The sequence below is a fragment of the Streptomyces sp. NPDC058751 genome (genome assembly GCF_042746485.1).
Classification (GTDB): Bacteria; Actinomycetota; Actinomycetes; order Streptomycetales; family Streptomycetaceae; genus Streptomyces.
Genome location: NZ_JBHYPZ010000062.1, coordinates 14,618 through 26,806 on the forward strand (window position 1 = coordinate 14,618; position 12,189 = coordinate 26,806).

11 protein-coding genes and 1 pseudogene are annotated in these 12,189 nt (G+C 70.1%); 8 read left to right on the forward strand and 4 right to left on the reverse strand.

The genetic code is table 11. The annotated features are described in order from the left end of the window. The first annotated feature begins 331 nt into the window (after window positions 1-331). From ACFW6B_RS37735 to ACFW6B_RS37755, 5 genes are all read left to right on the forward strand, one after another. Window positions 332-532: a hypothetical protein gene (locus tag ACFW6B_RS37735; RefSeq protein ID WP_386603762.1), complete on the forward strand. Its 201-nt coding sequence runs from the start codon at window positions 332-334 to the stop codon at window positions 530-532. Continuing rightward, window positions 529-4,155: an ATP-binding protein gene (locus tag ACFW6B_RS37740; RefSeq protein ID WP_386603765.1), complete on the forward strand. Its 3,627-nt coding sequence runs from the start codon at window positions 529-531 to the stop codon at window positions 4,153-4,155. Before ACFW6B_RS37735 ends, ACFW6B_RS37740 begins: the two co-directional genes overlap by 4 nt. Window positions 4,156-4,627: 472 nt before the next feature. Beyond that, window positions 4,628-5,707 (forward strand): hypothetical protein, encoded by a 1,080-nt coding sequence (locus tag ACFW6B_RS37745; RefSeq protein WP_386603767.1) that lies wholly within the window; start codon window positions 4,628-4,630, stop codon window positions 5,705-5,707. Window positions 5,708-5,712: 5 nt separating this feature from the next. Beyond that, complete coding sequence (locus ACFW6B_RS37750; RefSeq protein WP_386603769.1) at window positions 5,713-6,459, forward strand: hypothetical protein; 747 nt, start codon at window positions 5,713-5,715, stop codon at window positions 6,457-6,459. Then, the gene (locus tag ACFW6B_RS37755; RefSeq protein WP_386603771.1) at window positions 6,456-7,376 is read left to right on the forward strand and encodes an ATP-grasp domain-containing protein; all 921 of its coding nucleotides are present in this window, start codon (window positions 6,456-6,458) and stop codon (window positions 7,374-7,376) included. Before ACFW6B_RS37750 ends, ACFW6B_RS37755 begins: the two co-directional genes overlap by 4 nt. Window positions 7,377-7,614: 238 nt before the next feature. On the opposite strand, the gene ACFW6B_RS37760 is transcribed toward ACFW6B_RS37755, so the two are convergent. Next, window positions 7,615-7,944 (reverse strand): hypothetical protein, encoded by a 330-nt coding sequence (locus ACFW6B_RS37760; RefSeq protein WP_386603774.1) that lies wholly within the window; start codon window positions 7,942-7,944, stop codon window positions 7,615-7,617. 185 nt (window positions 7,945-8,129) lie between these two features. Here ACFW6B_RS37760 and ACFW6B_RS37765 point away from each other — a divergent pair, with 185 nt between their 5' ends. Then, entirely contained in the window at window positions 8,130-8,462 is a 333-nt protein-coding gene (locus tag ACFW6B_RS37765) for a hypothetical protein (RefSeq protein WP_386603776.1), read from the forward strand. A 338-nt stretch (window positions 8,463-8,800) separates the two neighbouring features. Here the strand turns inward: ACFW6B_RS37765 and ACFW6B_RS37770 are convergent, their stop codons facing one another. The 3 genes from ACFW6B_RS37770 to ACFW6B_RS37780 form a co-directional block, all read right to left on the reverse strand. After that, complete coding sequence (locus ACFW6B_RS37770; RefSeq protein WP_386603778.1) at window positions 8,801-9,052, reverse strand: hypothetical protein; 252 nt, start codon at window positions 9,050-9,052, stop codon at window positions 8,801-8,803. Window positions 9,053-9,198: 146 nt separating this feature from the next. After that, window positions 9,199-9,567 (reverse strand): hypothetical protein, encoded by a 369-nt coding sequence (locus ACFW6B_RS37775; protein WP_386603779.1) that lies wholly within the window; start codon window positions 9,565-9,567, stop codon window positions 9,199-9,201. A gap of 16 nt (window positions 9,568-9,583) precedes the next feature. Continuing rightward, window positions 9,584-9,709 (reverse strand): hypothetical protein, encoded by a 126-nt coding sequence (locus ACFW6B_RS37780; RefSeq protein WP_386603781.1) that lies wholly within the window; start codon window positions 9,707-9,709, stop codon window positions 9,584-9,586. A 211-nt stretch (window positions 9,710-9,920) separates the two neighbouring features. On the opposite strand from ACFW6B_RS37780, the gene ACFW6B_RS37785 reads away from it, so the two are divergent. After that, a complete protein-coding gene (locus ACFW6B_RS37785; RefSeq protein ID WP_386603783.1) occupies window positions 9,921-10,619 on the forward strand; it encodes a TetR/AcrR family transcriptional regulator in 699 nt (232 codons plus the stop codon). 54 nt (window positions 10,620-10,673) lie between these two features. Continuing rightward, window positions 10,674-12,184 (forward strand): annotated as a pseudogene (locus tag ACFW6B_RS37790) (FAD-dependent monooxygenase); the annotation flags it as partial. Window positions 12,185-12,189 lie beyond the last annotated feature (5 nt).

The window sequence follows — 12,189 nt, forward strand, 5'->3', positions numbered from 1 at the left end:
CGTGCGTACGGCGCCAGGCGGACCGCCTACGCTCCATCACATGCGCAGCGTTCTCGTGTTCCCCGCAGGTGAGCGGACCGAGACCATCGCCTCGCTCGATCAGCACCTGCCCCAGCGGCGGAATCCATGGACTCTGGACGGCAACGGCCAGAGGGGTGTCGGCCGTCGGTTCGGATGCCCCGGGCAACAACACGAGTTGCCTCGGCGTCAGGTTCGTGCGCCGCCAAGAAGGCGGTCTCGGGCAGGTGGGTCCCCTCCGCACGACAGAAACCACATTCGAGATCATGAGGAGCTCCGGCGAGAGCTCCGGGCTCCGGAAGACGGTCCCGAGGTGAAGCGGCTCGGCGTCGTGGGTGAGGGGTTCTTCGAGTCGTCGGTCGATGCGGAGACGCCCAAGGAAGGCAGTGGGATCGCCGGGGCGGCCGGGTTGCGATGCATGCCGGAAGTGATTCCATGGAAGAAGGCGTCGGCGCACCGCGAATCCTCCGTCCCGAGAACCGCTCCCGGAACTCGCAAGGAGAACGCACCATGACGAGCGTCGTCCGCCACCCACCCGGCAAGGAGCGACCACGCGCCGCGCCGATGGCGACACTGGACGTCCGACGGGCGGGAACCCGGATCGGACAGGGTCTCGTGGGCCGCTGGCACAGCCTGACGATCCGTCTGGAAGCCCGCCGCGGGGCCACCCGGCCCAGGAAGTGGCGCCGGTACCTCTCCTACGCCAACGTCACCAGGACGATCTGGCTCGTCGCCGTGCTGGCACTGCTCGCCTGGGTCGGGGAGGGCCTGTACATCGTCATCTCACAGCAGACGACCGGCTTCGAGACCTGGCGGCAGGGCAACGACGGGTTCGACACCGTCTTCAAGTTCGTCGGTCCGATCCTCGCCGCCTCGATCGCCGCCACGCTCTTCCTGTTCTGGTGGTACCGCTGGACCAAACGACGCTACCTGACCAAAGCACTGAGGGATCCCCACAAGTTGGTGCCCACCGCAGGGCACGACACCGCCGAGATCGTGGGCCGCGAGGAGATCGCCCAGGTCATCGCCGAACGGCTGCGGGAGCGTGCCACCCGTCGGCCTTATCTCCTCGTCGGCGGCGTCGGAGCCGGGAAGACCGCCGTCCTCGTACGGCTCACCGAACTCCTGGCCCGCCAGAACGCCGTACCGGTGCCGATCCGGCTGAGGGACGCGGCCGACGGGTCCGACCTGAACTTCGAACGCCTCGCCAGGCGGCGCTTCGCCGAGGAGGCTCCCAAGGGCATCCTGGCGCGCGGCAAGACCGACCGGGTCTGGCAGCAACTCCTCGCCGACGACAAACCGGTGGTGCTCGCCGACGGCCTCGAGGAGGCGCTCCTCGACGACGGCCGGGGACACAACCGGGACAACATCATCCGCCGAGCCATCGAGCGGGCCCACGAGGAGAAACTGCCCCTGGTCATCGCCTCCCGGCCGCACAGCCCGCTGGAGAGCACCTCCGCCGCGATCGTCGAGCTGGAACCGCTCAGCGAGGAGGTGGCGCTGCGCTTCGTCGAAGCGGGCGTACCGGAGACCGACGAGCGGCTCGTGGACTGGATCGTGGAGACGGCGGAGGTGACCGAGTCACCGATCTACCTCCAGCTCGTCCGCGAACTCCACCGGCACGGAGCCCTGGAGCACGAGCGTCCGGGCGACGACCCTCGGCATCCGAGCACACGCGGCCCCGACCGCGCCGCCCTGCGGCTGTGGCTGCTGGAGACCTGGGACGAGGCGCTGTGCGAGGGGAGGATGCGAGAGCACGTCGCACTGACCCCGCGGGAACGCCGCGACACCCTCGAGGTGGTCTCGGCCCTCGCCTGCGTCGGACTCCTCCAGGACAGCCTGGAGGTCGGCTTCGCGGAGCTGCTCCACCCGGACGTGCAGCATCCCGGCACGGGGCGTCGGGCCCGGGCCCGGGCCGAACACCTGTGGGCCGGCCGGCGCGGCTTCGACCGGTACGGCAAGCGCGGCAACGACCTGACCGAATGGCACCGCCAGCAGATCTGGAACGCCCTCGGCGAGCGGATCGGCGGCGAGGAGAGCCGGCGGCTGCGCGAGGGCAACCTCGACCAGTGCCGCGCCGCCCTCGCCCGCTTCGCGGCCCGCGCGAACCAGCTCGAGCTGGTGGAGGGCTCCGCGCGCAGGGTCCGATTCCCGCACAGCATCCTCCAGGCCTACTTCGGCTGCCGAGTGCTGAACCACCTGGGAGAGCGGGGCGTCGGCGAGCTGGTCGAGCGGGCACTCCAGCCGCCCGGACCCAGTCGTGAACTGCTCATCGCCCTGGTGCTGCTGTCCCGTCGGCGGGCGGCGGCGCGCCCCGCGCGGGGCGGCGGTGTCCGGGCCGGGGTGCGCAAGGAACTCGCGGGGCTGGTGCGGCAGACCCCCGTGCGCGGCCGCCCTCTGGCCCATCAGCTGTGCACGGCCGCAGGCCGCCGCACCGGCGACCCGAAGGCCCTCGACCTCTACGCGGCGGCCCTGGAGATCGCGAGCGTGGACGACGACCCGAAGCTGCTGGGCCACATCGTCGAGGCGGTGCGCGAGCGCTGGTCCGGGATCAAGGGCGACCGGCGCACCCTGGAGGACGCCAAGCTGAGGCTGCTCAGGCAGCTGGGAGCCGCCCTGCGCAAGGCCTCCGACCGGACGGACACCACCCCGCTGTACTGGCAGCTCTTCCGGCTGGGCATCGACGAGCCCTCCTACTCCATCCGCCTGGCCGCCGCCCAGGAGTTCGGCACCGGCGGCAACGCGGCGTTCGCCGTGATCCGCGAGCGGGGCGGCCTGAACATCGACCCCGTGAAGGAGTACAACGACCGGCTCGACACCCTGAAGGCGTGGAAACGGGGGGAGTACGAGTCATGGGCCGCGCGCATGGGGCGGGCCAGGACGGCCGGCACGTCGTCGCGGGCCGCGTCGTCCGAGAGCATCAGGCGGCTGCAACAGGAGCGGAAGGCGCTGAACCGGCGCTACCGCGAGCAACGGGTCGCTCTCTTCCGGGAGTTCGTGATGCGGGCCTGGATGGTCCCCATGCTGCTGGGCTCCGTCGACGAGGCCCACCGCGACGAGGCCAGGGAACGCCTCACCAAGTGGCTGCGCCACCTCGACCCGAACTTCACCGGCGGTGCCCCCGATCTGCCGCTCGCCCTCGAGGCCGCGCTGGCCCAGGGCTTCAAGTACGCGGCCAACCGGCGCCAGCGGCACCCGCACACCGATCCGGGCGGCCGCGCCGACCTGATCCGGCAGGCGGAGGCCGTCCTCCAGCAGTCCCGGTGCTGGTACGCGCAGCTCAGCCTGCTCCAGGCGCTGTGCCTGTGGGAGCTCGCGGACAGTACCGGCGGCCACGACCACCGGGGGCACGCCACCCCGGGGCGGGACAGCGGCCGCTCCAACGGGCACGAGCCGTTCCAACCGCTCGGCGGGGCCGCCGCCGTACGGACCGTGCGCCGCTGGCTGTCGATGGCGGGCACGGTGAACGCGTCGTCGGGACGGTCCGATGCCCGCGGTGAACCGGCCCGGCGGTGCCTGCACCCGTTCGTCGCCGAGGCCGGGGACCTGGCGGCTCTGGCCCTGGAGACCGGGCAGCCCGAGCGGTTCCTGTGGATCGACGAGAAGGGCGTCGCCGACAACATCGGCTCACGCTCGGACAACACCGGGGGATACCGCAGGCACAGTCTGTGGATTCCGCCGTCGGTCGGCTGGAGCACCCTCGACTCCCGTGCCCAACGCCTCGTCGCCGACGTGCTGGTCATGCTGAATCTCATCGAACGGGACGGGCACCCGGACGAGGTCGAGGAGCGGCTCGCCCGTGCGGAGCAGCCTGGTATGCCGCTGCCGCCGTGCATCCGTGCGGACCGGGAGCCCCTGAAGCCCGGACTGCGGATCGGCACCTCCACTCCGCCCGCACCGGGCTCGAACTGTCTGCCCGACTGCAAGTTCCAGCTCTGCCCATACCCTCCCCGGGGCTGGGTGCCCCGGGGAGAGATCCGCGAGCCGTTCTGCCGCCAGCAGCAGGCCCTGCTGCCCGGCAGCGTGCGGCGCTGGCTGCCCAGGGGGCTGCGCAGGAAGACACCGCGCTGGGTCGGCATGCGCGTCCGCGAGCTGGACCGCTTCTGGGACGCGATGGCCGGCCGGACCCGCGACTAGCCTCCGTCCGGTCGCTCTTCCCGGGGACGGGATGCCGGGTGCCGCGCTGTCGCGGGTGGGGGCGGACCCAGCGCCGAACCGCGCTGCACCGCGCGGCAGTTGATCACTTTCCAGATGCACGGCGGGACGTTTCATGAGAATCTGGTGACTAGGCCGTACGGCCGCTTCGGGCCGCCCGTCAACGGCCGACCGACCGTCACACCGGGGCCCAGGGATTCCCCTTCCGGAAAAGCCTCCTCGTGACCGTCCCTGTCTCCAACTTCGCAGCCGGTCAGGCCTGCGGCGACGGCCACTGTTTCCATGACGAGGGCGACGGCTTCTTCTGAAATTCCCGGCTCCGCCGGATCCATGGTGAACGTTTCGGGCACGGCGGCCGAGGGCGTGGGGCGGCCGATCCGGGCAGAAATCGTTTCACCGGACCAGGGATTGATTTCCTGGCATCGCACACAGAACTGAAGAGATAGGACGACCCATGGCATTCGGAATGTTCCCCAAGGATCAGGAACAGCTCAGGCTGCCGCCGGGTGCGACGACCGGACTTGTCGAGTTCACCGTTCCCCAGACGGCGGGCACGATGTTCCTTCGTATCGTCGCTGTCGGATCCGGCTCCGAACCCCTGGGCGGTGCGGCACCGACCATCCAGCTCCGGGCGGGCGCGGGTGTCATCGCGACGGTTCCGGCCGAACCGGCCGCCCGGGTGCCCATCCACGACGAGAACGCCGAGACCGTGGCCGGGGCGTCCTGGGTCCGCGAGGCCAATGACGTCTTCAAGGTGAGCATCGTCATCAGCAAGAAGGCGGAACGCAAATGGAGGCTCAGAATCACGAACGAAGACCCTGAGGAATTGGGTTTCGTCTGGGTGACGTCGACCGAAGAGGCAGAGACCCTTCAGCCACGCATCTCGCCCGCGGGAGGGCAGAGGTCATTCGTGACGAAGGCGGTGTTCGACAAGCCGCTCCCGGTCATAACCGTGGTCGTCGCGAATATCGGCACCGGTGAACTGAAGATCACCGACCCGCCCGACAAGGACATCGGGGGCGGATTCACCCTGTTGGCACGGCCCAACAGGATTCAGGCCAACCATTCCGACTCCCTCGCGTTCAAGGCACAACCCGTCGCGTTCGGGACTCCGGAGAACAAGCTGCGAACTCAGTTCGTCATCGGATCCGCCAGCGACAGCACGGTGGCCGAGAGAACGATCACGCTTTCCCGTGTCGGGGTCTCGCCGCCTCCGCCGGAGAACCCGAAACCCTCCAAGGACACCAAGGACAGGAAGGACGACAAGGACGGCACGATAGAAAAGGGGCCCGGATCGCCTCCGGAATACACCGGCGTCGCCGGGCCGGTCGACGTGGATTCCCTGTTCGGGGTCGGCGAGGAAAGCATGGCACGCCAAATCGTCGAACTGGAGAAGACGTTCGCGACACTCGCCCACTTCATCCCGCCCGAACAGCGCCCGGACATGTCCGCGAACCTCCTCGCCCGGGAGACGGAAACCCCGACGGGACCGGGCGCCGACGAGGTCGAGGACAGGCCTCAGGAGGGCAACTGACCGCCATGTGGCTGGTACTCGGCGATCCCGCGGACCGTGCCGCGGTCTGGGCGTACGAAGGGCTGCGGAAGCGCGGCCTGGCACCGCTGGAACTCCTCACGTCGGACGCGCTGATCCGCTCGGCACGGCAGGAACACCGCGTCGGACCCGACGGGGCCGGCTTCCGCATCCGCCTCGCCGGCGGGCGGCCGCTGGAAAGCGGTGACGTACGAGGGGTGCTCAACCGGGTCGTCCGCGCCCCGGTCCGGCCACCGGTACTCGCCACGCCGGCCGACAGTGACTACGCCGTGGGCGAGTTGAACGCGCTGATGCTCAGCTGGCTCCTGTGCGTCGCCCCGGTCGCCGTCAACCGGCCCTCCCCCGTGGGCTTCTGCGGGGCGTGGCGCTCGGCGGCGGAGTGGGCCGTGCTCGCGGCGCGGGCCGGCCTGCCCGTGCCGGTCCTCGCCCTGTCCGGCCGCACCGGCGCAGCTCCACAGAACCGACCGGCGACCCACTCCGTCGTGGTGTTCAAGGAGCAGGTCTACGGAGGTGAGCGCCTGCCGGACGCGCGGTGCCTCCCCGACGTCGCGCCGGCCTGCGTCCGGCTCGCCCGGCTCGCCGGCACGCACCTGCTGGGCGTCGGCCTGCACCACGACGGGAGGTCGGTGAGCTTCACCGGGGCGACTCCCGTGCCCGACCTGCGGATCGGTGGAGGTGCCCTCGTCGACGGGCTGCACCGGCACTTCACCGGGACGGCGGTGACGACCGGATGATCGCCGTCTGCGGGATTCCCAGCGATCCACCCACCGCGCTGGTGATCGCCGCCCTCGAACGCATGGGGTTCCCCCATGTCGTCCTGCACCAAAGGCGGTTCCAGGACACGTCCGTCGACGTCGAGATCTCCGGCGGAGAGATCCGGGGGCTGCTGTTCGACGGCCCCGGACATCCGCCTGTCGATTGCTCCCAGGTGACCGGTGTCTACACCCGGCTCATGGACTGGCGCCTGCTGCCGGAGGTGCGCGAGGGCTCCGAGGAGACAGCGCAACGGTGCCAGGTCTGGCACGACGCGCTGAACAACTGGACCGAGATCGCATCCGGTTGCGTGATGAACCGCGCCACCGCATCCGCCTCCAACCGGTCGAAGCCCTACCAGTCCCAGCTGATCCGCCAGGCAGGCTTCTCGGTGCCGGACACCCTGGTCACCAATGACCCGGACTTCGTGCGCGACTTCAAGGCACGGCACGGCCGGCTGATCTACAAGTCGATCAGCTCGGTGAGATCCATCGTCCACGAACTCGACGACGAGGCGACCCGAAGACTCCCCCTCATACGCGGCTGCCCGGTCCAGTTCCAGCGCTACGTCCCCGGAACCAACGTACGGGTGCACGTGGTCGCCCAGAACGTGTTCGCCACCCGAGTGGACACCGACCAGGTCGACTACCGCTACGTCCAGGAGGAAGGCGGGCGAACGGAGTTCTCCACCTGGGAGTTGCCCGACGACCTGGCGGAGCGGTGTCGGAAACTGGCGAGCGGGCTGGGCCTCGCCCTCGCCGGTGTCGACCTGATCCTCACCGACGACGGAGAGGCGTACTGCCTGGAGGTCAATCCCAGCCCCGGCTTCAGCTGCTACGAGAGCCGTACCGCCCAGCCGATCTCCGACGCGGTCGCCTTGGCCCTGCAACGGGGATGAGGCCGGGCCACAGGGTGGCCAGAACCAGGACCGGAGCCCGTGACGGATCGTGGAGCAGGGGCCGCAGGCTCGTGGCGACCTTTTCGCCGAGCCCGTCGGGGAACAGGTACTCCTGGGCATCGTTCAGCCGGATCACGGTGCGGGGAGCGACATCGGTCAGTGGTCGACCGGGCCGCATCTGCTCCAGAACCGACCTGGCTCGCGCTGCCTCGACTGCGGTCCGGGTGTCACCCGCACGTCAGCGGTCTTCACGTACCAGACGGTATTGGCAGCAGATGTCCAGTAGTTGAGAGCACCTGATCTCGAGGATCTCGTTCAACCCTTCGAGTTCCACATCCACCAGCACATCGCCGTCAGGGGCCTTCGCGAAAAATAACTCAACGCGCGAATCGCCCTCGATGACGACGTTGAACCAGTCGTCGTCGTCTGCATCCGAACGGTCCACACCGGTGGCGATCGCGGTCAGGTCGTCCCGGCACCGGGTCATTCCGGCGATCGCCTGGACGAACGGCAGCAGGTTCGAACCCAAAATCCAGCCGTGCATCGTGCCACGTGGCTCCGTTCGCATCACACCAATCTACTGCGGGTTCGGCCTATGGCCGGGGGGAGGAGGGGGAGGTCGTAGCTGATCCACTGGAGCACTGCACCCGAGACTGGTGACAGCCGATGCCGGCCGGCCAGCGTGTCGGCGCCCTGTTCCGCAGTGGGACCGCACGCCACTAGGGATCTTCGGCCACCGCGCCGGGCGCCGCAGTGTCGGCGGCACCCGGCTGCGTCACCGAGACCAAGAAGGTGAACTATGGTTACGGAACGATCACCGTGTGCGTCAACGAGGACGGCTCCGCCCGGGCCTACAGCGACCTCCGCTGCGTCGCGTTCGGCGCCGTCATCGTGATATGGGAAGTCGACTGGAAGACGACCTCCGGTGTCAAGGTCTCGGAGGTGGCATCGGCCGGCTGGAACCACAACGACATCGCGTTCGACGTCGACCCCTCGACCGGCACGAACGGGATCAAGGGGATCATCGGAGTGGACGAGATCCGCCTGTCCACGCTCTACATGTGCCCCCGGCCCGCGCGAGCGTGATGTCGGCCCACCCGCTCCGACGAGGTCGCCCCTCCGGCGTCTGTCCCGGCGCGTGTGCGGCGGGGTCATCCGGGCCTGCAGCAAAGTGGCGCGGGGCAGTTCAGCTCCTTCTTGTGCTCCTCGTCGAACAGGGCGGTCGTGCCTCGGGAGCTTTCCGGTGCTCGTGCAGGGCGGCGGCGCCGAGCTCGTTCAAGAGCTGGTCGACGAACAAGGTGTGGTGCAGGACTGACGACGCAAGTTCCGCGCCGTCGGCCGGGAAGCCGGCACCGCAGGCAATCATGCGCTCGGCGGACAAGTCGTTCCTTCCCGTCGGCGGCTGTCCATTCGACACCCGAGTCCTATGTCTTGGTTCGTGCGCGAATTGCGCAGGCTGCCGAACCCGCGAAGAGGGCCGTCCTGTCGGGCGCGACGTAGAGCTTGCCGCCGCCGCGGGCGGCGTGCACGAGGCAGACGCCGAGACCGTCGGGGAGCTCGACGACGCTCAGCACCGGATCGTCCGCGAGCGTGGCGAACAGGGCGTGGTCGACCGCGACCAGCCCGTTCTCGTCGGAGACGGGGGTGATCGGGTCGGAACTCCTGAATGCCGTCATGCATGTCTCCCACGGACCGGCGCGCGCCGCAACGGCACGCCGGGCGACTCGCACGGCGCGTCGGCCGGGACCGTCCACCTCCGGCAACCGGTTGTCTCGGGGAGTCGACCGGGACCGCGCCTTGGAGCCCGGGGGAACGCTCCCCGTCAGCCACGCCCCGGATGCGCCGGAACGTCGACCCCGACCTCGACGAACGGGGCCACGAGCACCTCGTACTGCTCGGGCGTCAACTGCGCCATCTTGAGCACGGCGCGCCCGGCGATCACGACGCCGCTCTTGGCGTCCGCGTGAAGACCCCCGCGGACGGCGTTCAGCTCGTCCGCCCTCGGAAGCAGAACCTCGCGGACGGCGTGCTCGAGCTCGGAGTTCTCGGCCGCGGACGGCTTCGTGGCCCGGCTCGCCTCTTTGCCGCCGACGCGGCGAAGCGCGACGGCCCGGTCGAACGCCGCGGCGAACGACTCGGCCGACAGCGCGCGAACCTGGTCGATGAACCGTTCGGCGGCCGCGTCGAGCATGGACCGGTCCCTTCGCTCATTCGGGAACGGCGATGGGCGCCATCGCCTTGGTCTTGTCGAAGCTCGGCGTGTGCCGGTCCGCGCGGACCTCGCCGGTACGCCTGTCGATGAAGATAGCGAAGTTGCCCCACCGACCGAACACCTCCCGGCCGTCGACGAGGAACTCCCGCGCACCCCGGACCGGCAGGTGGTCCAGGTTCAGAAGGACGGCGTGACCTGGTGCGGCCGCCCCCGCCGTACGGCGCCGACCTGTTCCTCGGTGGCCCGGCCGGCCGGGTCCGCAGGAGACCGCACGCCACTTTGGAACAATGCACCAACTTGGATCGCCGTACCAAATGCGCCACCATCAAGGCATGACGACGCGAGCACGCCGGCCGCAGCGGCGCAACCAGGTGCTCTCACGGGAGCAGATCATCGACACCGCGGTCGGGATGCTCGATGCGGGCGGCGAGAGTGCGTTGACCATCCGGGCGCTGACCGAACGGCTGTCCACCGGTTCCGGGGCGATCTACCACCACGTGGGCACCCGTGACGAACTGCTCGACACGGCGACGGAAACCGTGATCGGCGCGGCGCTGGCGGCCCGGCCCGCCGGGGCCGCGGCCACGCCCGGGGACGAGGTCCGTGTCGTCGCGCTGGCGCTGTTCGACGCGATCGCCGCACACCGGTGGCTCGCCACGCGGCTGACCCTCCAGATCATCCGGAATCCGTTCGGCCCGGTGACGGTGGGGATCTTCGAGCGGATCGGCGGGCAGATGGGCGCCCTGGGCGTGCCGCGAGCCTCCTGGTTCGACGCGGCCTCGACGCTCGTGCACTACGTCCTCGGAGCCGTCAGCCAGAACGCCCGCATCGAGGGGGACACCTCGGGCATCGACCCCGTCGGGGATCGCGACGAGCTCTTCGACGCGACATCGAGGGCGTGGCAGGAACTCGACCCGGAGACCTACCCGTTCATGCACGCCGTCGTCGGCCAGATGAGGGAGCACGACGACCGCGAGCAGTTCCTCACCGGCATCGCCGTCATCCTCGACGGCCTCACCCATCTGCGCTGACCCGGCGGATCCGGCCGGGTGACCCGTCGTCCGTCTCTCGAAAGGACGCCTCCCATGCATGACGTCGTGATCGCGGGCAGTGGCCCGGTCGGTCTGTTCCTGGCCGGTGAACTGGCCCTGTGCGGCTGCTCGGTCCTGGTTCTTGAGCGGGACCCGGAACTCACCTCGCCCCTGAAGGCGTTACCGCTCGGGCTGCGGGGTCTGAACGCCGGATCGGCCGAGACGTTCCACCGCCGCGGCCTCCTGGAAGCGATGGCGCAGGCTTCGGGAGTCGACCTGCAGAAGGTGGGCGCGGATCCGGAAGCGGTCGAGGCGCCCGCCCCTCGTGAGCTGAGCCATTTCGCGGGCATGACGCTCACCGCGGCCGGCATCGACACAGCCGCCCTCCCGCCCCGGCTGCCCGGTCCGACGATGGAGGGGTTCATGACGAGCCTGGAGGCGGCCGGGTCGGTACTGTGCGAGCGGGCCACCGCGCTCGGAGCCGAGATCGTCCGGAACGCTCCGTCACGGCCGTGGCGCAAGACACCGGATCCGTCCTCGTCACGGCAGGCGGCCAGGAGTACCAGGGGTGCTGGCTGGTGGGCTGCGACGGCGGGCGCAGCACCGTACGCCGGCTCGCCGGCTTCGAATTCGTGGGTACCGAGCCGCTGTTCACCGGCTACGTCGCCAAGGTCGCCTTCGCCGACGTCGGGCGGCTGCCGCTCGGGTTCAACCTGACGCCGAACGGCATGTACCTGCGTACACCCCTCGAAGGGCACCTGGGCATGATGGACTTCGACGGCGGCGCCTTCGACCGGTCCCGGCCGCTGACCCGCGAACACCTCCAGACGGTCCTGCGCCGCGTCAGCGGCACCGACGTGACGCTGGACGAGGTCCATCTCGCCTCCAGTTTCACCGACCGCGCGATGCAGACGACGACGTACCGCGAGGGCCGGGTGCTGCTCGCCGGCGACGCGGCACACATCCACTCGCCCCTGGGCGGCCAGGGCCTCAACCTCGGCATCGGTGACGCCGTCAACCTCGGCTGGAAACTCGCCGCCACCGTGCGCGGCCGGGCGCCCGAGGGCCTGCTCGACACCTACACCACCGAGCGGCACCCCGTCGGCGCCGCCGTGCTCGACTGGTCCCGCGCCCAGGTCGCGACCATGAAGCCGGGCCCCAACGCCCCCGCGCTGCGCCGGCTCGTCCACGACCTGATGCGCACCACGGACGGAACGACCCACGTGTACCGGAAGACGTCGGGGCTGTTCGACCGCTACGACCTGGGCGGCGAACAGCCCTTCACCGGCCGCAGCGCCCCGGACCTCCGCTTCGAGGACGGCACCCGCCTCGGCGAACTGCTGCGCCGGGGGCGGGGAGTCGTGCTCGACTTCAGCACCGACCGTGCGCTGCAGGCCGCGGCCAAGGGATGGGAAGGCCGGATCTGCTACGCGGCCGGTCCGGCGCGCGACGCCCTCGGGCTGGGTGCCGCGCTGGTCCGGCCCGACGGCGTCGTGGCCTGGGCTGGCGAGCCCGCCCCGGACCGCGACGCGTTCGAGCAGGCGGCCGCCCAGTGGTTCGGCGCGCCGCA

Excerpts from the sequence above, each read along its gene's own strand:
- ACFW6B_RS37740 (WP_386603765.1), top strand. The coding sequence starts at position 529 with ATGACGAGCGTCGTCCGCCACCCACCCGGCAAGGAGCGACCACGCGCC.
- ACFW6B_RS37745 (WP_386603767.1), top strand. The coding sequence starts at position 4,628 with ATGGCATTCGGAATGTTCCCCAAGGATCAGGAACAGCTCAGGCTGCCG.
- ACFW6B_RS37750 (WP_386603769.1), top strand. The coding sequence starts at position 5,713 with ATGTGGCTGGTACTCGGCGATCCCGCGGACCGTGCCGCGGTCTGGGCG.
- ACFW6B_RS37755 (WP_386603771.1), top strand. The coding sequence starts at position 6,456 with ATGATCGCCGTCTGCGGGATTCCCAGCGATCCACCCACCGCGCTGGTG.
- ACFW6B_RS37760 (WP_386603774.1), bottom strand. The coding sequence starts at position 7,944 with ATGCGAACGGAGCCACGTGGCACGATGCACGGCTGGATTTTGGGTTCG.
- ACFW6B_RS37770 (WP_386603778.1), bottom strand. The coding sequence starts at position 9,052 with ATGACGGCATTCAGGAGTTCCGACCCGATCACCCCCGTCTCCGACGAG.
- ACFW6B_RS37775 (WP_386603779.1), bottom strand. The coding sequence starts at position 9,567 with ATGCTCGACGCGGCCGCCGAACGGTTCATCGACCAGGTTCGCGCGCTG.
- ACFW6B_RS37785 (WP_386603783.1), top strand. The coding sequence starts at position 9,921 with ATGACGACGCGAGCACGCCGGCCGCAGCGGCGCAACCAGGTGCTCTCA.